Origin of the sequence: Streptomyces sp. NPDC006551 (assembly GCF_040611675.1) — a bacterium.
Classification (GTDB): Bacteria; Actinomycetota; Actinomycetes; order Streptomycetales; family Streptomycetaceae; genus Streptomyces.
Map to the genome: position 1 here is coordinate 14184 of NZ_JBEXOT010000030.1, position 25791 is coordinate 39974.

22 protein-coding genes, 2 pseudogenes and 1 riboswitch are annotated in these 25791 nt (G+C 71.5%); of the genes and pseudogenes, 9 read left to right on the plus strand and 15 right to left on the minus strand.

The features are described from left to right. Window positions 1-48: 48 nt before the first annotated feature. Both fusA and ABZY12_RS23960 read right to left on the minus strand, forming a co-directional pair. Window positions 49-2136, minus strand: coding sequence for an elongation factor G (fusA, locus tag ABZY12_RS23955; RefSeq protein WP_356893572.1), 2088 nt, complete (start codon window positions 2134-2136; stop codon window positions 49-51). 371 nt (window positions 2137-2507) lie between these two features. After that, on the minus strand, window positions 2508-2999 hold the full coding sequence (locus ABZY12_RS23960) for an ATP-binding protein (RefSeq protein ID WP_356893574.1): 492 nt from the start codon (window positions 2997-2999) through the stop codon (window positions 2508-2510). Between the two features lie 158 nt (window positions 3000-3157). On the opposite strand from ABZY12_RS23960, the gene ABZY12_RS23965 reads away from it, so the two are divergent. Together ABZY12_RS23965 and ABZY12_RS23970 are read left to right on the plus strand one after the other, a co-directional pair. Next, complete coding sequence (locus ABZY12_RS23965; RefSeq protein ID WP_356893576.1) at window positions 3158-3397, plus strand: DUF397 domain-containing protein; 240 nt, start codon at window positions 3158-3160, stop codon at window positions 3395-3397. An 86-nt stretch (window positions 3398-3483) separates the two neighbouring features. Next, window positions 3484-4386: a helix-turn-helix transcriptional regulator gene (locus ABZY12_RS23970; protein ID WP_356893578.1), complete on the plus strand. Its 903-nt coding sequence runs from the start codon at window positions 3484-3486 to the stop codon at window positions 4384-4386. 55 nt (window positions 4387-4441) lie between these two features. On the opposite strand, the gene ABZY12_RS23975 is transcribed toward ABZY12_RS23970, so the two are convergent. Both ABZY12_RS23975 and ABZY12_RS23980 read right to left on the minus strand, forming a co-directional pair. Next, the gene (locus ABZY12_RS23975; protein ID WP_356893580.1) at window positions 4442-5251 is read right to left on the minus strand and encodes an SAM-dependent methyltransferase; all 810 of its coding nucleotides are present in this window, start codon (window positions 5249-5251) and stop codon (window positions 4442-4444) included. A gap of 152 nt (window positions 5252-5403) precedes the next feature. After that, a complete protein-coding gene (locus ABZY12_RS23980; protein ID WP_356893582.1) occupies window positions 5404-6621 on the minus strand; it encodes an alpha/beta hydrolase in 1218 nt (405 codons plus the stop codon). A 270-nt stretch (window positions 6622-6891) separates the two neighbouring features. Between ABZY12_RS23980 and ABZY12_RS23985 the strand changes: the two genes are divergently transcribed. Then, a complete protein-coding gene (locus tag ABZY12_RS23985) occupies window positions 6892-8259 on the plus strand; it encodes an NAD(P)/FAD-dependent oxidoreductase (protein WP_356893584.1) in 1368 nt (455 codons plus the stop codon). 7 nt (window positions 8260-8266) lie between these two features. Here ABZY12_RS23985 and ABZY12_RS23990 read toward each other — a convergent pair whose 3' ends face one another. Continuing rightward, entirely contained in the window at window positions 8267-9937 is a 1671-nt protein-coding gene (locus ABZY12_RS23990) for an alpha/beta fold hydrolase (RefSeq protein WP_356893586.1), read from the minus strand. A gap of 137 nt (window positions 9938-10074) precedes the next feature. On the opposite strand from ABZY12_RS23990, the gene ABZY12_RS23995 reads away from it, so the two are divergent. Then, the gene (locus tag ABZY12_RS23995) at window positions 10075-11004 is read left to right on the plus strand and encodes a MerR family transcriptional regulator (protein WP_356893588.1); all 930 of its coding nucleotides are present in this window, start codon (window positions 10075-10077) and stop codon (window positions 11002-11004) included. Between the two features lie 97 nt (window positions 11005-11101). On the opposite strand, the gene ABZY12_RS24000 is transcribed toward ABZY12_RS23995, so the two are convergent. Beyond that, window positions 11102-12019 carry a glutaminase gene (locus ABZY12_RS24000; RefSeq protein ID WP_356893590.1) on the minus strand — a complete coding sequence of 306 codons (918 nt, stop codon included), beginning with the start codon at window positions 12017-12019 and terminating at the stop codon, window positions 11102-11104. Between the two features lie 5 nt (window positions 12020-12024). Further along, window positions 12025-12381 carry a hypothetical protein gene (locus ABZY12_RS24005; RefSeq protein WP_356893592.1) on the minus strand — a complete coding sequence of 119 codons (357 nt, stop codon included), beginning with the start codon at window positions 12379-12381 and terminating at the stop codon, window positions 12025-12027. Window positions 12382-12654: 273 nt separating this feature from the next. Here ABZY12_RS24005 and ABZY12_RS24010 point away from each other — a divergent pair. The 4 genes and pseudogenes from ABZY12_RS24010 to ABZY12_RS24025 form a co-directional block, all read left to right on the plus strand. Further along, window positions 12655-12842 (plus strand): annotated as a pseudogene (locus ABZY12_RS24010) (transposase); the annotation flags it as partial. Window positions 12843-12845: 3 nt separating this feature from the next. After that, window positions 12846-13031 (plus strand): annotated as a pseudogene (locus ABZY12_RS24015) (transposase); the annotation flags it as partial. A 33-nt stretch (window positions 13032-13064) separates the two neighbouring features. Beyond that, entirely contained in the window at window positions 13065-13322 is a 258-nt protein-coding gene (locus tag ABZY12_RS24020) for a DUF6221 family protein (protein WP_356893594.1), read from the plus strand. 151 nt (window positions 13323-13473) lie between these two features. Continuing rightward, window positions 13474-14940, plus strand: coding sequence for a membrane-associated oxidoreductase (locus tag ABZY12_RS24025; RefSeq protein WP_356893596.1), 1467 nt, complete (start codon window positions 13474-13476; stop codon window positions 14938-14940). 39 nt (window positions 14941-14979) lie between these two features. On the opposite strand, the gene ABZY12_RS24030 is transcribed toward ABZY12_RS24025, so the two are convergent. From ABZY12_RS24030 to ABZY12_RS24040, 3 genes are all read right to left on the minus strand, one after another. After that, on the minus strand, window positions 14980-16485 hold the full coding sequence (locus ABZY12_RS24030) for a carboxylesterase family protein (protein ID WP_356893598.1): 1506 nt from the start codon (window positions 16483-16485) through the stop codon (window positions 14980-14982). 240 nt (window positions 16486-16725) lie between these two features. Next, window positions 16726-17301 (minus strand): hypothetical protein, encoded by a 576-nt coding sequence (locus ABZY12_RS24035; protein ID WP_356893600.1) that lies wholly within the window; start codon window positions 17299-17301, stop codon window positions 16726-16728. Further along, the gene (locus ABZY12_RS24040; RefSeq protein ID WP_356893602.1) at window positions 17291-17677 is read right to left on the minus strand and encodes a PadR family transcriptional regulator; all 387 of its coding nucleotides are present in this window, start codon (window positions 17675-17677) and stop codon (window positions 17291-17293) included. Before ABZY12_RS24040 ends, ABZY12_RS24035 begins: the two co-directional genes overlap by 11 nt. A 341-nt stretch (window positions 17678-18018) precedes the next feature. Beyond that, window positions 18019-18204: riboswitch (cyclic di-AMP (ydaO/yuaA leader) on the plus strand. A 4-nt stretch (window positions 18205-18208) separates the two neighbouring features. On the opposite strand from ABZY12_RS24040, the gene ABZY12_RS24045 reads away from it, so the two are divergent. Beyond that, window positions 18209-19135 (plus strand): LysM peptidoglycan-binding domain-containing protein, encoded by a 927-nt coding sequence (locus ABZY12_RS24045; protein WP_356893604.1) that lies wholly within the window; start codon window positions 18209-18211, stop codon window positions 19133-19135. Between the two features lie 102 nt (window positions 19136-19237). Here the strand turns inward: ABZY12_RS24045 and ABZY12_RS24050 are convergent, their stop codons facing one another. The 5 genes from ABZY12_RS24050 to ABZY12_RS24070 form a co-directional block, all read right to left on the minus strand. After that, a complete protein-coding gene (locus ABZY12_RS24050) occupies window positions 19238-20008 on the minus strand; it encodes a hypothetical protein (RefSeq protein ID WP_356893606.1) in 771 nt (256 codons plus the stop codon). 185 nt (window positions 20009-20193) lie between these two features. After that, the gene (locus ABZY12_RS24055; protein WP_356893608.1) at window positions 20194-20772 is read right to left on the minus strand and encodes a Type-2Aa cytolytic delta-endotoxin; all 579 of its coding nucleotides are present in this window, start codon (window positions 20770-20772) and stop codon (window positions 20194-20196) included. A 126-nt stretch (window positions 20773-20898) separates the two neighbouring features. Continuing rightward, the gene (locus tag ABZY12_RS24060) at window positions 20899-22221 is read right to left on the minus strand and encodes a phosphoribosyltransferase family protein (protein WP_356893610.1); all 1323 of its coding nucleotides are present in this window, start codon (window positions 22219-22221) and stop codon (window positions 20899-20901) included. Window positions 22222-22269: 48 nt separating this feature from the next. After that, entirely contained in the window at window positions 22270-23382 is a 1113-nt protein-coding gene (locus ABZY12_RS24065; RefSeq protein ID WP_356893612.1) for a CapA family protein, read from the minus strand. A gap of 151 nt (window positions 23383-23533) precedes the next feature. Next, entirely contained in the window at window positions 23534-25786 is a 2253-nt protein-coding gene (locus tag ABZY12_RS24070; RefSeq protein ID WP_356893614.1) for a hypothetical protein, read from the minus strand. Window positions 25787-25791 lie beyond the last annotated feature (5 nt).

Consider the following 25791-nt stretch of genomic DNA (forward strand, 5'->3'; position numbering starts at 1 on the left):
GCCGGAGCGAGGGGGCCCACCCCGCGGGGTGGGCCCCCTCGCCGGTGACTACCGGTCCGGGTTCACCGCGAGCGCCCCGGTCGGCGCGGGCGCGTATCCGGCGGGCCGGGTGGTGAACGTGCCCCTGCCCTGGGTGCGGCCCCGCAGGCGTGAGGCGTAGCCGAAGAGCTCGGCGAGCGGGACGGTCGCGGTGATCACCGCCGTGCCGGCCCGTGCGGTCGAGCCCAAGACACGGCCACGCCGTGCCGCGAGGTCACCGAGGACTCCGCCCACCGCGCCGTCCGGCACGGTGACGGTGACCTCGACCACCGGTTCGAGCAGCGTCATCGCGCTGGCCCGCAGAGCCTCGCGCAGCGCGAACCGGGCCGCCGTCCGGAACGCCATCTCCGACGAGTCCTTGGGGTGGGTGGCCCCGTCGGTCAGCGTGACCCGCACTCCGGTCACCGGGTGGCCGCCGAGAGGCCCTTCCTCCAGCGCGTCCCGGCAGCCCGCCTCCACCGCGCGGACGTACTCCTGCGGCACCCGCCCACCGGTGACGGTCGAGCGGAACGCGAACGTGTCCGTCCCTTCGCACGCCGCCTCGAGCGGGGCCACGTCGAGGACGACATGGGCGAACTGACCGGCGCCTCCCTCCTGTTTGACATGCCGGTACACCAGTCCCGACACCCCGCGCACGACCGTCTCGCGGCAGGCCACGCGCGGTCTGCCGACGGCGATGTCCAGGCCTTGGGCCCGGCGGATCTTCTCCACCGCCACCTCCAGATGCAGCTCGCCCATCCCCGACAGGACGGTCTGTCCGGTCTCGGGGTCGGTCCGGACCGCCAGTGACGGGTCCTCCTCGGCCAGCCGTGCCAGCGCGGACGCCAGCCGGTCGGTGTCCAGGCTCCTGCGGGCCTCGACCGCCACGGAGACGACCGGCGTCGCCACCGTGGGCGGTTCCAGGAGCAGCGGGGCGTCGGGAGCGGACAGGCTGGCGCCGGGGCGGGCGGACTTCAGGCCGACCACGGCGACGATGTCACCGGCCCGGGCCCGGTCCACGTCCGTGTTCCGGTCCGCCCGCACGCGCAGGATCCGTCCGATCCGCTCGGTACGGCGCGCGGCCACGTCGAGCACGGTGTCTCCCTTCCGAATCGTTCCCGCGTAGACGCGCAGGTAGGTCAGGCGCCCGGTGGCGGTGGAGTTCACCTTGAAGACCAGGCCGGCGAACGGCGCCGCCGGGTCGGCGGCGCGCTCCCGCTCCGCGCCGTCCACGGTCCCGCGCACCGGCGGCACCTCCAGCGGCGAGGGCAGGTACGCCACCACGGCGTCGAGCAGCGGCTCCATCCCGCGGTCGCGGTAGGCCGATCCGCACAGCACCACCACGCCCTCACCGCTGCGGGTGAGGTCGCGCAGCGCCGTGGTCATCGTCCCTACGCCGAGCGTCGTCTCCGCGCAGAACTCCTCCAGGGCGGCCGGGTGGAGCTCCGCGACCGCCTCCTCCAGCGCTCGGCGACGGCGGAGCGCCTCCTCCCGCAGGTCTTCGGGTACGGGCCCTTCGGTGAACGCGCCGCCGTCGGCGGCCCAGACGAGGGCGCGCATCCGGAGCAGATCCACCACGCCGGTGAACCCGTCCTCCCGACCGATCGGCAGCTGTACGACCAGCGGCACGGTGTTCAGCCGGTCGCGGATCGAGGCGACCGCCGTGTCGAGGTCGGCCCCGGCGCGATCGAGCTTGTTGACGAAGGCGATCCGCGGGACCCCGTGCCGGTCGGCCTGCCGCCAGACGGACTCGCTCTGCGGTTCGACGCCCGCCACCGCGTCGAACACCGCGATCGCGCCGTCGAGCACGCGCAGCGAACGCTCCACCTCGTCGGAGAAGTCGACGTGGCCCGGTGTGTCGATCAGGTTGATCCGGTGGTGGTCCCAGACGCAGCTGACCGCCGCGGCGAAGATGGTGATGCCACGGTCGCGCTCCTGCGAGTCGAAGTCGGTGACGGTCGTGCCGTCGTGGACCTCGCCCCGCTTGTGGGTGGCGCCGGTGAGGTAGAGCATCCGCTCGGTGACGGTGGTCTTTCCGGCATCGACATGGGCGAGGATGCCGAGATTCCGGACGTGGTCCAGCGGGGTGGTCGTGAGGGGTCGAAGGTCGGTACGCACGGCCCAGGGCCTTTCGATGGGTGCGAGAACAGGGCGGCGCGATTCCCGGGACGAGGAGATCGGGAGAAGAGAGCGAGCAGGACGGACGACGCCCCGGGGGCGCTTCGGACCGCTCTTCTACGGGATCACTGACGGGTCAGGAGCTCGTCACGGGCTTCCGGTGGCGGCCGCGCGGCCGGCACCGGGTGGACGAGGACATCAGGATCACGTCGTACCGTGAACGGGGAACGACGACATCGGTGCGGCAACGCACGGTCGGGCTCCCCTCACTGGTCGGAACGCGCGCCGGGACGTCGGCAGCGCGCGATGCGAGTGTAGGGAGCCGGGGCCGTGTCAGGACACCGGATTATTCAGGGGTTGTGGCCCTGAGTTCAGTTCTGGGCGGTCGGCAGGAGCATGGCCGCCCACACCGTCTTTCCGCGGGGCGCGGCCGGGGTCCAGGACCAGGTGTCGCTCAGCGCCTCGATCAGATGCATCCCGCGTCCGCCCGTGCCCAGATCGTCGACCGGGCGCGGACGGGGCGGCTCCGGGCTGGGGTCGGTGACGGCGGCGACGAGATGGCGGGGGTGCAGGGAGAGCCCCAGCCACACGGGGTACTCGGCCTCCTCGACGTCGCGGTCCGGGCAGCCGAGCGCGTGGCGCACGGCGTTGGTGACGAGCTCGGTGACGACCAGCTCCAAGTCCCCCGCCAGGGAGGGCAGCACCCAGCCTTCCAGCGTCAGTAGCACGAAGCGTCGCGCACGGGAGACGTTCTGCGGACGGCCGTCGAGTCCGCACGCGGCGAAGCCGAGCGGCAGCGCCTCGGGTCCCTGAAGAGGAGCGGGCGCGGGATCGGGCGCCAAGGCCGACGTGTGAATGATCACCAGTCATGTCTCCCTGTGTGCCCCGGAGTTCGATGCTGCGGCGTTCGGTGTGAAACGAGTATTGTCGAGGGCACACCGAAAGTGCAATTGCATCTGGGATTGCAGTCACGCGATCTCATGGACAGACGTACGAGCGCCGTACGGATCGGGAGGGCCCCATGGCCGCGGAGTCGTTCAACGGGATGAGGGCGAGCGCCCTGGCGTCGGTCACCTGGATCAAGAGCCGGCACAGCAACGCCACCGGCAACTGCGTGGAGATGGCCGCCCTCCCCTGCGGCGGGGTCGCGCTGCGCAACTCGCGCGACCCGGAGGGCCCCGCCCTGGTCTATACGCGCGACGAGTTCGCGGCGTTCGTCGCCGGCGCGAGGGACGGCGACTTCGACTTCGCAATCGGCTGAAAATCGCCGTCATGCCCTGGATCGCTGGTCCGCGATCGGCGCGCCCGTTACTCTCGTAGCCCTCAAGAAGAGTGCGGGAGCGCGTGATGGCCGAAGCCGAACCGAGTTCGCCCCTGTTCGTCCGTTCCATCGGGACGCTGGAGAACAACCCCACCGCACTGAAGTTGATCCTCGGCGGCAAGCTGCGCGAACTGCGCTCGGCGGCCGGTCTCGAACCGGCCGACGTCGACGCCCGGTTGGGGTTCTCCCGCTCGAAGACGAGCCGTATCGAACTGGGACGGCACGGCTGCAAACCGGCTGACGCGATGGCCCTGCTGGCGCTGTACGGCGTGACGGACGGGGCCCGCTCGGAGGAGTTCCTCCGACTGGTACGGCAGTCCCGGCAAGCCGAGTGGTGGCGGTCCTTCAGCGATGTGCTCTCGGACTTCTTCGCGCCGCTGGTCGCCCTCGAAGGAGCGGCGGCGCTGATCCGTTCGTACGAGCCCTTCTACGTCCCGGGGCTGCTCCAGACGCCCGGGTACACGCGCGCGGTCGTCCGGTCGGGGCCCGGCCGTCTGCTCCCGCACGAGATCCAGCGCCGGATCGAACTGCGGCAGGAGCGGCAGCGGCAGCTCGACCGGGAGGGCGGCCCCCGGCTGTGGGCCGTGATCGACGAGTCGGTGCTGCTGCGGACCGTGGGCGGCCCCGAGGTCATGCGCGAACAGCTGGAGCACCTGATCGACCTGATGGGCCGGTCCCGGGTGACGCTCCAGGTCGCTCCGCTCGACGTGACGGCCGCGATCGGCGTCGGCACCGGCGTGACCTATCTGCGGTTCGCGCTGAGGGACCTGAAGGACGCCGTTTACATCGAGCATCTGACGGACAGTACGTTCAGCCAGAAGCCGGCCGATGTCGAGCAGTACCGGGACATGCTGGACCGGCTCAGCGCCTGCGCGCTGACCCCGGCCGCATCCCTGGAACGGGTGCGGGAGCGTCTCGACCGCCTGTGAGGGGCCTCCGGCACGCCGGAGCGGACGGCCCCCGAGGCCGTCCGCCCGCGCACGCTCACAGCCGCCCGACGCCGCCCCATTCGAGCCATTCGTCGCTGGGCTGCACCGGCGCCAGATCATTGTCCGGCCGCCAGGTGGACACCTCCACCAGTCCTGGTTCGAGGATCTCCAGCCCGTCGAAGTAGGCGGCGACCTCATGCTCCTCGCGGACCCGGCCCCAGTGGCCTCCGGTGGCCTCCGCCATGAAGTCCGTCACGAACTTGCGGATCTCCGGCCGATCGCTGACGAGCTGGCACACCACGAGGAAGCTGCCCGGCGCGAGCCGCTCCGCGACCCGGCGGACGAGCCCGGCGGGGTCGTCCTCGTCCGGGATGCAGTGGAGCACCGAGACGAAGAGAGCGGCGACCGGCTGGTCGAAGTCGATCAGCCGCCGGGTCTCCTCGTGACCGAAGATGCCCTCCGTGTCCCGCATGTCGGCCTGGATGACGGCCGTGCGGTCGTTCTCCTCCAGCAGTGCCCGTCCGTGGGCGAGGACGATCGGATCGTTGTCGACGTACACGACCCGCGAGGCCGGGTCGACGGCCTGGGCCACCTGGTGCACGTTGTCCTGCGTGGGCAGGCCGGATCCGTGGTCGATGAACTGCCGGATGCCGTACTCGGAGGCGAGCATCCGCACGACACGGCGGAGGAAGTGCCGGTTGTTCACGGCGAGGACCTTGGTGCTGGGAACCTGCTTCAGCAGTTCCTCGCAGGCGTCGCGATCCGACTGGTAGTTGTCGTCGCCTCCCAGGAAGAAGTCGTACATACGCGCCACACTCGGCACGTTGGTGTCGATGGCGTCCGGGCGCCACGACGTGTCTCGCATCCAGTCCTCACCCGTGTCTTCGCTCGACGGAACACTGGTCGCCCATGCTAGGGACCGGCCCCTCCCCCGGTACAGATCGCCGTGGGGACCGGCGTCCTGAGGCGCGGGTTCCGGCCAGGGACGAAACCCCGCCATCCCGGGGCGAACGGCCGTCACCGCGAGGGAAGATGGCGGGCGAAGAAGGCCCGCACCCGGCGGCGTACCGTCGGCACCGACCGTGCCGGGGTGAGGGCTCCGACCATCGCCTCGCGACCCTCCGCCGTCATCAGTCCGGCCGCCTCCAGCCGCGGCGCCATCGCCGCGTAGTCGGTGAACACCCAGTGCCCCGAGTCGTCGAGCTGTCGCCTGCGGATCCAGCCGCGGGCGTTCGTGAGGGCGGCGGACCAGGAGCGGTCGAAGCGCGCGTCGCGGAAGCCGTCCGTGCCGAGCAGGAGCAGCGGCCGGCGGGTGCCCTCGCGCGCGACCGGCAGCGGTTCCCCGTCGGGAAGGTCGAGGTACCCCTCCAGGTTGACGGCGGCGTGGAGGCGGCGGTCGTCGTGGAGCGCCTGAGCCACCGTCGTACCGCCCGCGGAGTGTCCGTACGCCCCCACCCGGCGGAGGTCGATCGCCCTCGCGAGGCCGTCGGGGAGCGGCCTCCCGGCGGCGTCGGGGCGGCGGCCCGCGGCGAGGACACTCATCCGGTCGAGGACGAAGCGCAGATCGGCGATCCGGGTGTCGATCATCCGCCGGAAGAGCGCCGAGTCGTGCGCGGGGTCGCCGGCGCCCAGCTCGGTCGTGCGCAGCCGGCCGTCGGGGAATTCGACCGCGGTCGTCTCGCCGGGGTGGTCGAGCGAGACCACCACGTGGCCGTGGCCGGCGAGGTCCTGCGCGAGGGTGGTCCCCAGGGTGCGGGGGTCGCCGCCGCCGGGGGTGTGCAGGAGCAGCGGCCACGGTCCGGCCAGGGCGGGCGCTCCCGTATGGGCGTGGCCGAGGGTGGCGGCCCAGTCGACGCCGCTCGCGGGCAGTTCGCGGTGGAGATGGGCGACGTCGACGAAGGGGAACATCCGGGCGGCGGCCGGGGTCATCTGGGGTGCGCGGGGGTGTCCCGCGACCGTGCGGGCGGGGTAGTGGACGCTGACCATGACCTCCCGCACCGCCGGTTCCGCGCTCCACGGATCGGTGCGCCGGCCGTCGACGAGGTGGAGGGCGGTGACGCCCACCGCGTACGGCCCGGTGGGGGCGGGCAGCCGCAGCACGAGATCCGGTGCGGCGGTGCCCGAAACGGCCGCCCGGGCGGTCGCGAGGGGCGGCGTGGGCAGGGCGAGGCCGGCGGCGGCCAGGGCGGCGGCCACGGTGACGGTCCGGCGTCCCACGGGCCTGTCGCTCGTCATGGTGATCTCCTTCGCTGGTGCGTTGTGCGCTGTGCGCTGTGCCCGAAGCGTCGTACGCGCGGGCGGGAGCGGGCGAAGGTTGTGGCCGTGGCCGAAAGGCTTGCGGCGAGGAGGGGCGCGGGGTAAGTCCGGGATCCGCCGCGCCGACGTCGTCCGGTGCCGGGCGAGGGCCCCGTGCCGTCACTCCATCGGCGGGCGGCACGGGTTTCCGTTTCCCCGATGGGGTTACTGGAGCTGCAAGGACCGTTGACCCCGAAGGACGGACACACCGTGACCCGACCGAGGATTCTCGTCGTGGGCGCCGGCTTCGCCGGAGTGGCCTGCGTACGACGGCTCGAGCGGCGGCTGCACAGCGGCGAGGCCCAGATCTCGCTGCTGTCACCCTTCTCGTACCAGCTCTATCTGCCCCTGCTCCCCCAGGTGGCGTCGGGTGTGCTCACCCCCCAGTCCGTCGCGCTGTCGCTGCGCCGCAGCGCGCGGCACCGGACGCGGATCATTCCGGGCGGCGCGATCGGGGTGGACGCCAAGGCCAAGGTCTGCGTGATCCGTACGATCACCGGTGAGATCGTCGCCGAACCGTACGACCACCTCGTCCTGGCACCCGGCAGTGTCACCCGGACGTTCGACATCCCGGGGCTCGCCGAGCACGCGCGCGGGATGAAGACCCTCGCCGAGGCGGTCTTCATCCGCGACCACGTGATCGCCCAGCTGGATCTCGCCGACGCGGGCCAGGACGAGGCCGAACGCGCCGCGCGGCTGCAGTTCGTGGTCGTCGGCGGCGGCTACGCGGGCACGGAGACGGCCGCCTGTCTGCAGCGCCTCACGCATCACGCGATCAAGCGCTACCCGCGCCTGGACCCGAAGCTGATCAAGTGGCATCTGGTGGACATCGCCCCGAAGCTGATGCCCGAGCTGGGCGACAAGCTCGGCGGCGCGGCGCTCGACATCCTCCGGCGGCGCGGGATCGAGGTGTCGCTCGGGGTGTCGGTCGCGTCCGTGGACGCCGAAACGGTCACGCTCACCGACGGGCGGGTGCTGCCCTGCCGCACGCTGATCTGGACGGCTGGTGTCGCCGCCAGTCCGCTGATCGGCACCCTGGACGCGGAGACGCACAAGGGCCGTCTCGTGGTCGGCGCGGACATGACCGTTCCCCGTCTCGACGGCGTGTACGCCCTCGGCGACGCCGCCGCCGTGCCGGATCTGGCCAAGGGCGAGAAGGACGCCGTCTGTCCGCCCACCGCCCAGCACGCGCTGCGGCAGGGGCGGAAGATCGCCGACAACCTGGTCGCCGCCCTGCGGGGCCGGCAGACCTATCCGTACGTCCACAAGGATCTCGGCCTCGTGGTGGACCTGGGCGGCCGGGACGGCGTCTCCAAGCCGCTCGGGGTCGAACTGCACGGCATGCCCGCCCAGGCGGTGGCCCGCGCCTACCACTGGTCGGCGCTGCGCACGAACGTCGCCAAGACCCGGGTGATGACGAACTGGCTCCTCAACGCGGTCGCCGGCGACGACTTCGTCCGTACGGGCTTCCTGGCCTCCAAGTCCGGCACCTTGCAGGACTTCGAGTACACCGACGCCTATCTCACCCCGGAGCAGGTGCGGGAACACTCCGCGTCCCTGCGGGCGGCGCACGGCTGAGGCCGGCTCAGCCCAGCAGGTGCCCCACCACGGAGGTCATCGCGCGGTCCACGGCGCGGCGAGCCGGGTCCGTGTGGTCGATCGTCTCGAAGCCGTGGTGCGCGCCCGGCACGTCGATGACCTCGATGCGGGCGTCGCAATCCGCGGCGGCGGTCAGGAACTCCTCGACCGTCACGGCGATCTCCGCGCGCTCGCGCTCCACCCTGGTCACCACGACGGGCAGCGATCCCGCCGCGGGCAAGGCGGCCGCGGGAAGGAACCGTGACGCGGAGTGCCCCCACTGCGGCAGCGGCGCCAGCACGGGGTAGGTGGCCGCCACGCACCGCAGCCAGGACGGGGGCGCGGCGAGCCAGTCGGCCGACAGCAGCCCGCCTGCGGAGAAGAACCACAGGGCGACGCGTTCGCCGTCGACGCGCGGGTCGGCCCGTACCCGTTCGACCGCCGCGTCGATGTCGCCGGCGGCCCGCGGGTAGTCGTCCAGGTCGTGCAGTCCATGGTCGAGGGTCACGCCCACCACTCCCCTGCCGGCCGCGTAGGTTCCGTAGCCGACGAAGCCCGGCCAGTCCCGTGGCGTGGGCAGCACGCCGAGGGGAACCGGGCCGCCGTGGACGAACACCACGGCCGGCCGGGGCTCGTCGGCATCCGGCAGGTAGAGGTCGAGCTGCCCGACACGTTCGCGCCGCCGCTCGGGCAGGTCGATCAGGAAGGGCCGGAGATGGGCGGGGTCCTCGCGCACCGCCGCGGCCAGGCGGTGGCCTTCGCCTGCGGCGGCCCGGAGCAGGACGTCGGCCAGCTCGTCGGGGACGGAGAGCATCGGCCAGTGCCCCGTGTGGAGTTCGAAGAAGCTCACCGCGGGGTCGGTGAGCCGCCGCAGGCGGGGGTCCCCCAGGCTCACCAGGCCCTCGACCATGGCGATGCTCGATCCGTTGCCGGTGCACAGGATGCCGGTCGTCGGGACCGTGGCGGCCTTGCCCGTCAGACGCAGCGGCCGGGTGAGCGTGCCCGCCGGCTGGGGTGCCGCGAGGCGGGCCAGCCGTGCCGACGCGTCCGCCGTGACGCCGGCGAGACTGCCCAGCCGCTCCCACGCGCCGGGCGGGGGCGGCGGGACGCGCCAGTCTTCCTCGCCATTCTCGTCGGGGGTGTGCCTCTCGGCCGGCTTCTCGCCAGCGGCGTTCGCATGGGTGGCGGGCCGCTCGTCGGGCGCGTCTCCGGCCGCATGCTTCTGGGCGGCGGGCCGCACGTCGCGGGCGTCGCCGGCCGCGTGCTTCTGGGACTCGTTCTCCCCGGCCCGTCGGGGCGGTCTCGTCAGGCGCTCGTGGACCGCCGGGTCGGGCACCAGGGCGAGGGGCGCGTCGCCGTTCTGGGGCAGGCCCGCGTCCAGGTGGACGATCCGGGCGATCCGCTCGGCGCGCCGGTCGGCGGCGCCCAGCACGGGGTGGATGCCGTAGCCGTGTCCGACGAGCACCAGCTCCTCCGCGTCGACCCGGTCGATCAGGCGCACCAGATCCTGGACATGGGTCTCCAGGTCCGTGTCGGGCCCCGCCGGAGGGCCGCCGTCTCCCATGCCGGTCAGCGTCACCGGATGCGCCTCGGCCCCCGCCTCCCGTAGCCGGGCGGCCACCTCCCGCCAGACCCAGCCGCCGGTCCAGATGTCCGACACCAGGACGAATGCCGTCATGCGCGTCTCCTTGTCCTTCTCGTGCTTCGTTCACGTGATCCGCGGCGCGCCGCCGCGGGCAGCGACCGGCCACCCTCCACCGAGACCGTCCGAACGCACCGGTACCGTAGGAACTCCCCCTGAGGGAGGTTCAAGCCGTGTCCGTCGACGGACTGTTGAGCATCGGGGAGCTCGCCGAGAAGGCCGGCGTCACCGTGAAGACCGTCCGCTTCTACTCGGACCGCGGCCTGCTGCCCGAAGCGGCCCGCAGCTCCGGCGGCCATCGGCGCTACGGCCCCGAGGCCCTCGACCGGCTCCGTACGATCCGCGCGCTGCGCTCGCTCGGGCTGCCGGTCCCGGACGTGGGCACGGTGCTGGACCGGGAGGACGCGCTGCGGGACGTCGTCGCGGGGCAGCTCCGGGAGCTCGGCACACGGATGGCGGCCCTGCGCTGGCGGGAGGCCGCGCTCCAACTCCTCCAGGACTGTGCCCCGGAGGAGCGCGCCGACCGGCTGCGGCTCGTCGGCGCCGTCTCCGCGCCACCCGATACGGCTGCGCTGGCGCGCTTCTGGAGGCGCTGGCTGCCGCCGAGGCTCCCGGCCAGAGTGGCCGCCGCGGTGATCGACCGGGCCGTTCCCCAGCCGCCCTCGGACCCGACACCGGCCCAGGTGCTCGCCTTCGCGCGACTGCACGCCTTCGTCTCCGGCGACTGCGCCGGCGGTGACCGCTGCCAGCCGGCGGCGCACCTGCCCGACCGGGACAACCGTCCGGCCGTGCTCTACGACGGACTCGTCGAGGCGTACACGCTGGCTTCCGCGCAGATGCGGGCGCGGCGACCACCGGGTCAGGGCGAGGCGCTGGACTGCTTCGTCTCCGCCTACGCCCGCTCCCGTGGCACGCGCGACAGCCCCGATTTCCGACGTCGGCTGGGGACCGTGCTCGCCGCGGATCCCCGTATCGACCGTTACTGGGAGCTCGTGGCCGAGCTGACCGCTCCGCCCTCCGGCCCGCCGGAGCCCACACCGGGGGCCGCCCATGACTGGCTTCTCACGGCCCTGGCCGGCCAGTTCACACCTCCGGCGGGCTGACCCCGCGGAGGCGTGAGGAGGGCGGCCGCGCCCCGGTTCGGAAGATGCTTCAGAAGCCGCTTCGGAAGGCGGCTCAGAACGTGGTTCAGAAGACGGGTCAGAAGACCGAGAGCCCGGTGATCGTGGTGAAGCGGTCCAGGGCCGCCACTCCCGCGACCGAGTTCCCGCGCTCGTCGAGTCCCGGGCTCCAGACGCAGAGGGTGCACCGGCCGGGGACGACGGCGATGATGCCGCCGCCCACCCCGCTCTTGCCGGGCAGGCCGACGCGGTAGGCGAAGTCGCCGGCCGCGTCGTACGTTCCGCAGGTGAGCATGACGGCGTTGACCTGCTTGGCCTGGCTGCGGGTCAGCAGCCGTGAGCCGTCGGCGCGGATGCCGTGCCGGGCGAGGAACCCGGTGGCGAGGGCGAGGTCGGCGCAGGAGGCCGCGATCGAGCACTGGCGGAAGTACTCACGCAGCAGGGTCGGCACCGGATTGACGATGTTGCCGTAGGACGCCATGAAGTGGCCGAGGGCGGCGTTGCGGTCGCCGCGCTCGGTCTCGGAGGCCGCCACGTCACGGTCGAAGCCGAGGTCCTGGTTGCCGCTCTCGGCGCGGAGGAAGTCGAGCAGACAGCCCGACGCGTCGCCGGTGAGCCGGTGCAGCCGGTCGGTGACGACGAGGGCGCCGGCGTTGATGAAGGGGTTGCGGGGGATGCCGTTCTCGTACTCCAGCTGGACGAGCGAGTTGAAGGGGTTGCCCGACGGCTCGCGTCCCACGTGCTCCCAGAGGGCGTCTCCCTCGCGGGCGAGGGAGAGGGCGAGGGTGAAGACCTTGGTGACGGACTGGGTCGAGAACGGGTGCTGCCAGTCCCCCACGCCGTACACCGTCCCGTCGAGTTCGGCCACGGCCATCCCGAAGCGTCGGGGGTCGGCGGAGGCGAGCGCCGGGATGTAGTCGGCGGGCCGGCCGCGTACGGCGAGGCCCGCCATTTCCTCGGCGATGCGCTCGAGCACGGGCTGGAAGGACTGCAGCATGATCGTCAGCTCTCCGCGGTGGCCGCGGCGGCGGGGCTCTCGTCGAGTTCCCAGGCGTGGCGCTTGAACTCGCGGAGGAAGTCGGGGTGGTCCTCCCAGTGACGCGCGACACCGCGCAGCACGTCCCAGTTGTGTTCCAGCGCCTGGTCGATGATGTCGCGCGTCGTCCGGTCGGCGTCCGCCCGCTGTGCGGCGAGGCCCTTGACCGCGGCCGCGGCCTTCACCGTGTTGAGGAGCGCGCGCAGGGAGCGGGAGGTGTCGTCCATGCCGAAGCCGTGCTCGCTGCCCGTCTCGGCGTCGAACAGCGGCCGGAGGCGCGCCTCGATGAACGCGTGGACGCGCTCGAAGTGCTGGACGTCCATCGGGGTCTTCCTCTCCTGCGGCGAGCGCCTGCCGGGCCGGGCCCGGCCGGGCGTCTCGCGCGGCTTCACATGTCACATGGCTTGACAGGGCGATCGACGCGTCGGTCGACACCGCGATTATCCCGCGTGCCGGACTCGCCCCGGCGGGCGGGTCCGCGGGCGGCGCGTCTCAGAGGATGTTCTGCGAGCTTTGAGCGGTTTTCGTAGTACTTGAAAGCAGGTTGTCCGGTTCCAGGGCTTGCGGTTTGCCACCGCTGCGGTGTGCTGGTGGGCGTGGATGAGCGGCCTCCGTACCCGAGTGACCTGTCGGATATGAAGCCTGGGAGCTGATCCGGCCGGTCATCACCGCCTGGAAGGCGCAGCATCCCTCTGTCAGCGGGCACCAGGGCCAGTACGCGATGCGGGAGATCGTCAACGCCATCCTCTACCAGGCTCGCACCGGCTGCCAGTGGCGCTACCTGCGGCGAGGCCGCGTCGGCGGTCGCCCACCAGCTTTCGACGCCGAGGCATACAAGCAGCGCAACGCCGTCGAACGCTGCATCAACCGACTCAAGCAGTGGCGCGGCCTGGCCATGCGAACCGACAAGCTCGCCATCGCCTACCAAGCCGCACACCACCTCGCTGCCATCCTCATCTGGACAGCCGCTTGACCCCCGAACCGCCTTGCCCGCGAAGATGGCCACATGGACGATCTTGTGAGGTTCCTCGTCGCACGCATCATGGACGACAACCACGCCTATGCCCACGTGGCCGACACCCTGGGCGGCGAGGCTCTTCTCGACAGCCATCTCCCCATGCTCGACCTGACCGAGCAACTGGCGCACGACTACAAGGCCATGAATCCCTCGGACCCCCGCTGGGCCGGCCTGGCATACGCGCTTCGAGTCCTGGCCCAGTCATACGCCGAGCACCCCGCCTACCGCCAGGAATGGCGGCCATAGCTTTTCAAGGAGACACGACCTAGGAGTCAATGGCTCGCAGTCGATGAGGTAAGGGCCAGGCTCGGCCAGAGCCGGGCGGGAAGACGTCGGACAGCATGGCGTGCTCCGTACGGCAGTTGACAGCCCGAACGCAGCACGTCAGAGTCCCGGCGTGAGTGAGACCAACGATCTGACGCCGGCCGAGGTACGCATATGGCGGGCCTTTCCGCGAGGCGAGTCCGTGGACTTCCGCGCCGCCGAGAACGAGGATCCGGCGATCGGCAACACCTGGGGCGCCGAGCGGACCGTACGGGCGAGTGTGCTGCGGGCGCTGCTGCTCAAGGCTCCGCAGGAGGAGGGGGAGATCGCCGCGCTCAAGATCACGGGCGCGCGGATCACTGGCGTACTGGACCTGAAGTACGCCACGATCGACGCCGCCATCCGGCTGAGCCACTGCCAATTCGACGGTGTTCCCGACCTGTACGGTGCCCAGCTGCGCCAGCTCAATCTGAGCAAGTCCGTTCTGCCGGGCCTGACCTCGGCAACCTTGCGGGTCGAGGGGGTGCTGCGGATGACGGACTGCCGTATGCGGGGGCCGGTGCGGCTCGGTGGGGCGCAGATCTCCGGGGCGCTGTTCATGGAGCGGGCGGAGTTCACGGCGCCGGACGACTCTGAGCCGGTGCTGCAGCTCAACCAGGCCGCGATCGGGGACGACTTGTGGGCGCCGGAGATGCGCGCGCACGGCCAGGTACGGCTCACCGGCGCCTCCGTCGCCGGGCGGATCAACGTTCAGGACGCCGAGTTCAGCAAGCCCGGTGGCACCGCGCTGGACGCGCAGAACCTCAACGTGGGAGCCCATGTACGGGCCCGGTGCGTTCGAGCGCAGGGGCGGGTCGAGCTCCGAGGATCGCGCATAACGGGCCGTCTCGACCTGCTCCACGCCCGCCTCTCGCATCCGGGCGACACGGCACTGCGGGCGAGCAGTTGTGTCATCGGTGAACTCTGGCTGCGCAGCGGTGATCGCATCGAGGGCGCCTTGAATCTACGGCGTTCTCAAATAGAGATCCTGACCCTTGAACCGGAGATGCTGCCGGACCAGGTGTATCTCAGCAACCTCACGTACACCGTACTCACCCCGCACGAGCCCGCCGAGCGCCGCCTTCCGATGCTTGAGCGGGACGGCGAGCGGTATGAGCCGTACGGCTACGAGCAGTTGACGGCCGCCTACCGCCACGTCGGTGACGACGACGCGGCCCGGCTCGTCCAACTCGCCAAGCAGCGCCGCCGACGCGCCACGCTCACTTGGTACGGACGGCTGTGGGGGTACGTCCAGGACGCCACTGTGGGCTACGGCTTCCGCCCGTTGCGTGCGGCCGTCTGGCTGCTGTCCCTCATGACCATCGGATCGATAGCGTACGGCCTGGACCACCCACGCCCCATCAAGGCGGACGAGGCCCCTGACTTCAACTCCGTGTTCTACACCCTCGACCTGCTCCTACCGATCATCAACTTCGGTCAGGAGGCATCGTTCGCCCCTGACGGCTGGCACCAATGGCTGTCGTACGCCCTGATCATCACCGGCTGGATCCTGGCGACGACGGTCGTCGCGGGCGTGACCCGTATGGTCAGCCGCCAATGACCCGCTCTAGAACTCCCGAAAACCTCGCAGAACGCCCTCTCACAGCCGCAGCGCGGCGGCTCGTACGTCGCGCCACAGGCCGTGGGTCGCCGCAGGGCCCTCGCCGCGGTCTCCGGGGACGGCCCAGACGTGGACCGGAGTCCCGGACGGGCCGTCGAGCGCCGGCCAGCCCGGGTCGCCGGCGGTGGCGAAGCCGGACCAGGCCCGGACCATGCGCCGCGAGAGGTCGCGGTCGTCCGCGTCGGCGGGGCCGCCGGTGAGGAAGTCGACGCCGACGGCGTCCAGGGTGCCCAGCGCGAAGGGAACGTCCGCCGCGTGCCAGGCCCGTACCCGTGTGCCGTCGGGGCGGGTACGGCGGCGGTCGAACCGGGAGAGGTGGGTACGGCCGCCGGCCCGGGCGTGGGCCTGCGCGAGGCGGACGCTGTGGGTGGCGAAGAGCGCGTCACCGGCGAGCGCGAGGTAGACGTCGAGCACCGGCTCCTCGGGCAGGAGGGTGCGGTACCGCTCGACGAGGTCGCCGGGAAGGCCGTACTCCGCGGCGAAGCGTGCCAGGCCGTCCTCGGTCGTGACCGGCGGCATGCTGCCGACCTGCCGCATCAGCCAGTACTCCTCGGTGGTGTGGCACACCAGGAGGTCGACGTCACGGCCGGCGCCGGCGGAGAGGGCGTCGAGCGGGTCCGCCGTGAGCAGCGTCCCGTCGAGGACCGGGCCGTAGATGACCGTGTCGTAGTGCAGGGGCCCTGAGTCCGGGTCCCCCGCGTACTGGGAGACCACGCGGTCCGAGGCCTCGACAAGGGCCTGCGGGCTCGCGGACAGAAGACCCTCGGCGGTCGGCTCGACACCGGCGGCCTCCGCCACCTTGCGGGCGAGTCCGGCGGCGAAGTCCGGTGGGAAGTAGGCGTCGGGGACGCTGTGCGCGACGGCACGGCGGAAGAGGCCGTCGGCTCGCGCGCCGCTCATCAGGCAGGCGATCGAACCGGCGCCCGCGGACTGTCCGGCCACCGTGACCCGGTCCGGGTCGCCTCCGAAGGCCGTGATGTTGTCCCGTACCCATTCCAGTGCGGCGATCTGGTCGAGCAGGCCACGGTTGTCGGGGAAGCCGGGAACGTGCCCGAACCCCTCGAAGCCCAGACGGTAGTTGCAGGAGACGACGACCAGTCCGGCCCGGGCGAGCGCGGACCCGTCGTAGTCGGGCTGGGCCGAGGAGCCGAAGGTGTAGGCGCCGCCGTGGATCCAGAACAGCACGGGGAGCGGGCCGGACGCTTCGGCCGGTGACCAGATGTTGAGGGTGAGGATGTCCTCGTCGCCGGGTCGCCAGACCGGGGCTCCGGGCAGTTCGGCGGACTGCGGGGCGACGGGCCCGAAGCGGGTGCAGTCCCGTACACCGTCCCAGGGCTCGGCGGGCAGGGGCTCGCGGAACCGCCCGGCCCCGAACGGCGGTGCGGCGTAGGGGATTCCCAGCGTGACGCGCAGCCCGTCCCTGGTCGTCCCCCGCACCGAGCCGAGCTTCGTCGCCACGATGTCACGTGCCGCTGACGCACCCACAGATGGTCCCCCTCCGTTCGCCGTCGGTCCGTCCGCGCGGCAGCACAGGCTCCCACGGCGAGCGGAGCCCGGCAAACCGATAATCACGCTTTCACCTGCGGCGACACGGCCGGGCTCGCGGTACCGAACCGCCCTGCCTCGGCCGGCGCCCCGCCCGGTGCCCTGCCTCGGCCGAGGCAGGCGGCGTGGGGTCCGGTCGAGGCGGATCGCGTCTCGGACGCGGTCGTCGGTGAGGGCGCGTCAGGTCTGGTCGGCGGTGAGGACGGGCCCGCGCTTCCCGGCGCGCGCCTCCGCGACGGCGTACGCGAGTCCCGGCAGCGTCAGCAGCACCGTGCCCCACAGCGGCAGGCGGAAGAGCGGGGCGTCGCCCGCGAGCGCGTCGGTGAGCAGGAGGATCGGCAGGCCGACGACGTGTGCCACGAGCCAGCTCTTGCCCAGGCCGAGGGAGCCACGGCGCAGTTCCAGGACGACGATGACCACCGTGATGCCGAGCCAGAAGGCCAGGCGCCCCGGGGTGATGTCCACCGCCGGCGCCCAGCGGGCGAGGTGCGCGACCAGCAGGAGCAGGCCCGCGACGAAAAGGATCATCGCGCCCATCCGCAGGACGCGGTGGTGCAGCGGCCTGCGCGCCCGGGCCCAGGAGGCGGCGAACGCCTTGACGTCCTCGCCGACGACGTCCTGTGGTGCGCGTCCGGCGGCCTCCGCGTCCTGGAGGTGGGCGGAGAGCTCGGCGAGCATGTCGCGGACGGCGGCGTCGTCGATGCCCCGGTACTCCCAGTTGCTGCGGCAGACCGCGAGTATCCGCTCAGTTGTCATGTTGTCTTTCCCCCGTCGGTTCGTCGGTGTCGGTCAGGACGCGGCCGGCCTGCGCGGCGAACGTGCGCCAGACGGTCCGCCCTCGGTCCAGTTCGGTTCGGCCCGCCCCGGTCAGCCGGTAGTACTTCCGGGGAGCGCCTCCGCTGGACGACGGCGCACGGAACGACTCGACGAGTCCGGCCCGCTCCATCCGGGACAGCAGCGGATAGATGCTGCCCTCGCTGACCAGCTCCAGCCCGCTGTCCGTGAGCGCCTCGACGAACTCGAAGCCGTATCGGGGCCGTTCGGCGATCAGCGCGAGCAGGCATAGGTCGAGCACTCCGCGCAGAAGCTGGCTGCGCCGCTGGTCACCGGCGCCCGGCAGCTCCTTTGTCATGCGGTGCATGATAGTCACTCACTACCTTGCACCGCAAGGCAGCCATCCTCGCAGGAAATAAACCATCAAAAGGGACACTGCGGGATGTTATTCGTTTTCCTTTCGATTCTCCTCACCGGGGGTAATTTCCTGTTAAGGGCGATATCAGCCGTCGGGTGACGTGAATCACGACCGTTCGATGGAACCGCCTTCACCCCGCCCGGCAGCCTTCCCACAAAGGGAGTTCGGCACCTCCGGGCCCCGTACCGAGGGCGGCGTCACACACGGCCGCCGCATTCCGGAATTCCTGAGGACCGGAAGACTTGTTTTCGGCGACATTTCTCGCCTACGGTCACCTGCATTCGGACGGATCGCCGAATCCTGCCACCGTCCGAAAGACCACCTATTCACCCGTCGGCAGGAGCGGGGGACCCACTTTTCTCTCCGGTTCGGAAATCCGGATCGGATCGGGGTGAAGTCGCACGCGTGCGGCCGGGCATCTCCAGCCCGAACCCGACAGCTCACCCCGCAGGCGCCGGAGAGGAACTCATCATGCCTGCACACGGTAAGCACCGGCGCCCCAAGCCACGCCCCCTGACCCGGGGCATCGCCCTGGCGGGCGCGGGCGGCGCCGCACTGGCCCTGCCCCTGGTCGCGACCGCCGCCGCCCACGCCACTCCCGCGAAGGCGGCCGGCGCTCCCACCGGAATCGCGGCGGAGAAGACCGCCGCGAGGACCGTGGAAAAGATCAAAGAAACGCTTCCCGCAGCACCCGGAACCGCCGCCAAGAAGTACACGGTGGCGCCCGGTGACTCCCTTTCAGTGATCGCGGACGAGCAGGGTGTCCGGGGCGGCTGGAAAGTCCTGTACCGGATCAACCGCAGTGCCGTGGGTGACAACCCGTCACTTATTCACCCTGGTCTCGAACTGACGATTCGCAAGCAGTCGGCGGGCGCACCCGAGGCGCAGCCGAAGACAAAGGCGAAGGCACAGCAGAAGGCGAAGGCAGGGCCGAAGGCCGAGGCAGAGCCCAAGAAGGCCGCGCCGTCCACCACCGACCGCGCCAGCCGCTCCCAGGAGCGGAGCGCCGCCCCCGGCCGGCCGTCGACGGCGGCCAAGGCGGCTGCGCCGGCCGCACCCGCCGCGGCCCAGCAGTACACCAACGACCTCGACGGCTGGATCCGGGAGTCTCTGGACGTCATGGCCCGGTACGGCATCCCCGGCACGTACGACGGCATCCACCGCAACATCATGCGCGAGTCCTCGGGCAACCCGCAGGCGATCAACCTCTGGGACTCCAACGCCGCCAAGGGCACTCCTTCGAAGGGCCTGCTCCAGGTGATCGAGCCGACCTTCCTCGCCTACCACGTGCCCGGTACGTCGATGGACCTCTTCGACCCGGTCGCCAACATCACGGCCGCGTGCAACTACGCCGCCGACCGCTACGGCTCCATCGACAACGTCAACGGCCCCTACTGATCTCTCCGGCGCCGCGTCCGAGAGGGGCTCCGGGCCGTCGCCCGGGGCCCCTCTCGTATGTCGTACTCCGGTGGAGCGGGGCCGACGGACGGGTGTCGGCCCTCAGCGTGCGATGTCCGCCCTCGGGCCCATGACGACGACCGGTTCCTTCCGCGGGTCCAGTGCGCGCAGGAGTCGCGGCATGACGTCGCGGGGAAGCGAGACGCACGCCTGGGTGGGCCCGCCGTGGTCGACGTGGATCCATACGCCTCCGCCCCTGCCGAGTCCCAGGGGCCGTTCCTTGTTGAGCGGGGTCGTACCGGGGACGCGGTTGTAGTCGATGGCGATCACGTAGTCGAAGGAGCCTTCCAGCGGCTCCCCGGCGAAGCCGGTGCCGTCGAGAGCGAACTCCTCGTCCTGGTCGTACGGCAGCGGCGTGCCCGGGTCGGGCAGTCGCCCGCCGGCGTCACCGATGCGGAACACCCCGATCGGTGTGCGCAGATCGTCCGCCACATGGTGGGTGGTCCAGCCACGCAGGGCGTTGTGCGCGGACCACGGTCCCGCCACTCGACGCCACTGTTTCCGTTCGTCGCGTTCGTAGAGCACGGCGGTGGCCCGGTTGGTGTCCGCCGTCTCTCCCAGAACGACGAGGGCCTGCCCGGTGCCGTCGGGAACCCGCGCGCGGGTGAGCGGTCCCACTCCTGGGATGCGGTCGGCCGAGGACGGCGTTCGCGGAGGGGCCGGGCGGTCGTGGGGTGCGGCGTCTCGGTGGCCGGGTGGTCCCGCCGCTGCCGTGACGGGTGGCGGGGGCGGTGTGTTCGTGCAGGCGGCGAGGAGCAGCGCTGCGCACAGGGTGCTCATCAGCGCTCGTGCGGCGGCCTTGCGGACGGGCATGGGACAGCATCCTCCGAAGTGGGGGGAAGCAACGCAGCGATCCGTACCCGATCCGGGTCCGACTCTGTCCCCCGGCCCGCACACTCACCCGTCCAGGGCATGCGACCGGCCGATGCCCCGGTGGCGGCGTCCTCGTCCGGCCCGGGACGGCGGGCCGGGGCGGGTGGTCGCCCTCCGGATTCGGGTCAGGCCGCGAGCCGCAGTCGCTGGCGCACCACGATCGCGTTGAGGCGGATCGCGTACGGGGCGACGTCCGCGATCTCCAGGGCGCCGACCCGGGCCTTGCCGAGGCCGACGGTCACGTCGATGCAGAAGGCGATCGCGTACATGTACGCGCCGGTCTCCTCGTCCTGCAGCGCGAAGAACAGGTCCCGGTAGTAACTGGTGCGGTCCTCCGCCTCTTCGTAGTACGAGAGTCCCGGCTCGCCCTCCTGGGCGGCGAGGCCGGTGAACGCGTGGACGAGCTCCTTCTCGATGGTGCCCCAGAAGGCGGCGTCCGCGAACTCTCCGGGGAGCGCCTGGCGTACGGCCTCCTTCAGGGAGAGCACCATGACCATCACGGGGGCGTTCTCCTGGAGTCCCCAGCCGCGGACCATCTTCACGATGGCGCTGTCGGGGATGGCGGCGGCGGCCTCCCTGATGTGGTCGAAGTCGAAGTTGACGGTCGCCGGGGCGATCGCCTGCTGGAACAACCGGTCGATGGCGTGGGCCTGGTCGAGATGGTCCGGGCCCACCTCGATGACGGTCTTGAAGTTGGCGGCCAATGCTCCTCCTGCGGTGTCGCGGTGATCAAGGAGGAGTCAGTATGCCGACGGGCGGTCGGCGGGGCGACGGCGTCCCGCCGTACGGACGGCGCGGCCACGACCGGCACCGTCATGTCTCCCGCCCCCCTAGCCGCCCTGGCCGCCGTCCGAGAAGTGGCCGGCGAACCAGTCGGCGGCGAGGTCGCCGACCTGTTCCAGGGCGCCCGGCTCCTCGAAGAGGTGGCCGGAGCCGGGGACGACCTCGAGCCGGTTCTCGCAGCGCAGTTGCCTGCGCGCCTCCTCGTTCAGGTCGAGGACCAGCGGGTCGGCGCCGCCCACGATCAGCAGGGTGGGGGCGCGGACCTCGGCGAGCCGGGGGCCCGCGAGGTCGGGGCGGCCGCCACGCGAGACCACCGCGGCGACGGAGGCGGACGGGTCGGCGGCGGCCCAGAGGGCGGCGGCCGCGCCGGTGCTGGCGCCGAAGTAGCCGCGTGGGAGCCCTCCCCTTCCCGGCCGGTCCGCGAGCCAGGCCGTGGCCCGCGCGAGACGGTCGGCCAGCAGGGCCGTGTCGAAGACGTTGGCCCGGTCGGTCGCCTCCTCCTCGTCGAGCAGGTCGAAGAGGAGCGTCCCCAGACCGGCGCGGTTCAGGGTGTCGGCCACCGCCCGGTTGCGGGGGCTGTGCCGGCTGCTGCCGCTGCCGTGTGCGAAGAGCACGATCCCGGTGGCTCCTTCGGGGACCACCAGTCGTCCCGTGACCCGCACGGCGCCCATCGGGATGTGTACGTCCGTGTCCTCCGGAGTGACCCTGCCGGGAGGATCGACGGCCGTGCCGTGCGAGACGCGGTTGCGGTCCAGACAGGCGAGGACCTCCTCTTCGGCGGTCTGGGAGAAGTCGCTGTAGAACTGGCCGATCGCGTAGAAGAAGTCGGGGTCGTGCACGGCCACCGTCTCGTCCGCCTCCCCCCGGACCCGGGCGGACCATCCGTAGGGCGCGACGGGGACGGCGAGCACGATCCTGGCGGCGCCCCGGGCCCGGGCCACGCGGCAGGCGGCGACCGCCGTGGCTCCGGTCGCCAGGCCGTCGTCCACCACGAGGACCGTCCGGCCTTCCAGGCGTACCGGCTGCCGGGCCCCGCGATAGCGCTGGGCCCGCTGTTCGAGGACCGTGCGCTCGCGTTCCTCCACGCCCGCGATGTCACGGTCGGACACGCCGGTCTCGCGGAGTACCCGCTCGTTGACGACCCGTACGCCTCCCTCGCCGATGGCACCCATGGCCAGCTCCGGCTGGTACGGCACCCCCAGCTTGCGTACGAGACAGACGTCCAGGGGAGCGCCGAGGGCGTCGGCCACCTGGGCGGCGACGGGCACGCCGCCGCGCGGAAGCCCGAGGACCACGACGTCACGGCCCTTGAGGTGGTCCAGTCGGGCGGCGAGTTGCCTGCCCGCGTCGATGCGGTCGGTGAAGTACATGGTGTGCTCGTCTCCCTGGTCTGGAGAGCGGTGCGCGGGCGTGCGTCGTCAGGCGGCCCCAGCGGTCAGCGTTCCGTCCGGGGCCAGGTCCACCCGCGCGCCGCGGGGGCCGCTGATCCGGCCGAGGACGCCGTGGAGCCACCGCGTGTCCCGGCCGGAGGCGTGTTCCAGCCGCATGCGCCGGGCCTGCATGGGGATCATGCGCACCTCCTGGAGGCCGCCGTTCTCGGCGGTCACGGAGACGATGGGGACAAGCCGCAGGTCGTCGCGGTACCGCTCGTATCCCGCGATGCCCTCGTAGTCGTTGATCAGGTCGCCGCAGCCGTGCAGGACGAGCTTGCCCCGGTACACCTCCAGCGGCCGGGGATGGTGCGAGGAGTGCCCGTGCACGATGTCCGTACCGCCGTCGATCAGGGCGTGCGCGAAGGCGACGTCGGCGGAGGTGAGCGCGTAACCCCAGTTCGAGCCCCAGTGGAGGGAGACGACGACGATGTCGCCGGGGCCCTTCTCGTTCCGTACGTGCTCGCTGAGACGGGCCGCGGCGGCGCCGCTGGGCGCCGCGGTGTAGTGGACGCCGCTCCGCTCAGGGGTGGCGGCCCAGCCGGGCGGGACGCCGCTGGAGGCCATGCCGACGGCGAAGACCAGCACCCGGCCGCCTCCGGGGAGGCGGACGACCGCGGGCCGCCGCGCCTCGTCGGCGTCCCGGCCCGCTCCGGCCGTGCGCAGCCCGGCGTCGGCGAGAGCGTCGAGGGTGTCGTCGAGGCCGCGGGGGCCGTAGTCGAGTACGTGGTTGTTGGCCAGGACGCACACGTCGGGGCGTACGGCGGTGAGGGCGGGCAGGTTGGCTGGGTGCAGCCGGTAGTGGATGGGCTTGCCGGGGGCCGCGTCGCCGTCGGCCGTCACGGCCGTCTCGAGGTTCACGACGCGGACGTCGGGTGGCTCGGCGGCGAGGACGCCGAGGGCGTCGCCCCAGGGGTAGGCGAAGTCCACGGGGCGGGGAATCGGCCCGTTCGCGGCCTCCGCCAGCTCCACATAGGTCCGTGCATCGCGCACGTACTGCTCGTGGAGGACCGGATCGGCGGGGTGGGGAAGGATCTGGTCGACTCCCCGGCCGAGCATCACGTCTCCGCTGAGGAACAGTCTGACCAGGTCAGTGCCCATACCTCCAGGGTAGACGCGATCGTCATCGACCCGAGCGGGGCCGGGGTCGTGTGCCGGGCCGAAGAGCGTGGGCACCTTCCGGCGGGCATGCGGCGAGAACGGCCTCCGTCACCCTCGTCGGCGGACTCGGGTCACGGAGGCCGTGGTGAGGTCAGATCGCCCAGCCCAGGTCGACCGTCCTCTTCGGACCGAGGCCGCCGGACTTGCCGGGGTAGAGATGGGCTGTGCCGTCGCTCCACATGGCCACCAGGTCGGGCAGGCCGTCTCCCATGAGATGGCCCACGCCGGTCATGGTCTGGACGGTGCCCCAGCCGGTCGACAGTTTCACGCGGGCATCGAGGCCGCCCTTCACACCCTTGTAGAGGAACAGATCGCCGGCGTTGTCGACGGCGAGGACGTCGGGAACCTCATCGCCCGTCAGGTCGCCCACGCCCGACACGAGCCGCATGGTGTCCCAGCTCGTGCCGACCACCTTCGAGGGGCCGAGACCCCCGGCCCTACCGGGGTAGAGGCGGGCCTCGCCGTCGTTCATCACCGCGAACAGGTCGGGCAGGCCGTCGTCCTCGGCGGTCGTGGGGTCATCGATGATGTCACCCACGCCGGTCATCTTCTGAACGATGCCCCAGCCGGTCGACAGCTTTCGGCGGGCGTCGAAGCCACCCCTCACACCCTTGTAGAGGTACAAGTCACCGGCGTTGTCGACGGCGAGGACGTCCGGGTAGGAAGGTGTCCCCGCCGGATCTCTCGCGAGATCGCCCACACCCGAAACGAGCCGGATGGAGTTCCAGTCGGTACCGACCGAGGTCCGCGGGCCGAAACCGCCCTGGGTGCCGTGGGCAGGGTCTTCCCTCACCCCGCCGTAGAGTACGAGGTTTCCGTTGCCGGGCCCGCTCCCGACGGCCGCGTCCGGCCGGACAGCGAGCAGGTCCGGTGCGGCGTCGCCGTTGAGATCGCCTTGAAGTCCCACCAGGGGCCGCAGCGGAAGCGGGGCCTTCGGCCAGGGGATGTTGAAGACGGTGCGCTCGCCGGACGTCGTGTTGATCTTCTCGTTGACCGTCCAGAGGTCGTCGGTCCCGGGCCAGTACGAGAGGTTCTGGGCATAGACGCCGACCCGTGTCCACAAACGCACCGGCTCTCCCGGCCAGGCGTGGTAGAGACAGCTGACGATCTCCGATTCCGCGTCGTTTCCGATGAAGCCGGGGCAGGCAGCGGAGATGACGAAGCGCCCCCGGTTCATGGCGATTCCCTGTGCGCCGCTCACCGTCGAGGTGTACAGCTTCGCGGGCCGGGAGACCCCCTCATCGATTCTGCTCGGGTCTTCCCACTGGGGAGACCAGGCGAGAAGGCCGGTTTCCGGGTTCAGATTCCAACGCGTCACCGTCCTCACCGTGTTGAACGACTGCTGCTGCGCCGTAGGTATCTCGCCGACCTCAGTCGTCACGAGTGCCGGCACCGCGCCGCTCGTGTCCAGCGAGATGCCGGCGAAGCAGGGCGGATAGTGCTGACCGGAAGACTTGTCGATGTTCTGCGACCCGCAGGCCCGCGGCTCGGGAAGCCGGTGCTCGAAGCGATCGACCTGGGGCAACGCGTACCTGTATCCGGCGGCCGAGGAGGTCGTCCCCGACATGCCGACACCGGTGCCCGTCCCGGTCATGAGCCAGATCTTTCGCAGGTCGAACACGGCCAGTCCGGCGGCAGTGGAGAGGTATAGGTAGTTCTTGTACCAGGTCAGCGAATCCGCGTGCCCCTTCAGCGCGGTGAAACTGGAACCAGAAGTCGCCGTCACCAGCAGCGCGTGCCAGTACGTCACGTCACCGAGATCGGTCACGTCCGCGAAGGTGACCCTCATCATCCCGTTGTAGCCGACGGGATGATATGTCGTGGTGGACCAACTGGTGGCCACGACGCGGCGTCCCGGCACGATCTCCTGGTTGTCGGCGGCCTCTCCCGAACCCGTGAGCCCCTGCGGAACCCAGGTTCTGTCCATGTCGTCAGCCGTACTCCAGCAGAACCCCTCGGCGCCCGCGGCGTTCGTCGCGTGACAGAGAGGACGGCCCTCCACCCCTGGAGAGGAGCCGCCGAGGACATCCGCGATGTTCTTGACGGCCACGCTCTTCTCCAACGCGCTGTTGTACGCGGCGAAGTGCGACCGGCGGCCGTCCGCCACCGGGCCGGTCTCCGTCGAGACGAGCTCCCACGACTTCCTGTCGGCCAGAGGTATGTCCGTTCTCGGCGCGACCGTCCCCCGTACCAGCGAACCGTTCGGCTCCGTCGTGGCCACCGCGGGCTGCGCCAACAGACCCACGGCCATCGCCGCCGAGAGCAGCACCCCCGCGACGCGGGTTCCCCACCCCTTCACCACATCAACTCCCCACCATGATGAGAACAACTGACGAACGAACAATCGAA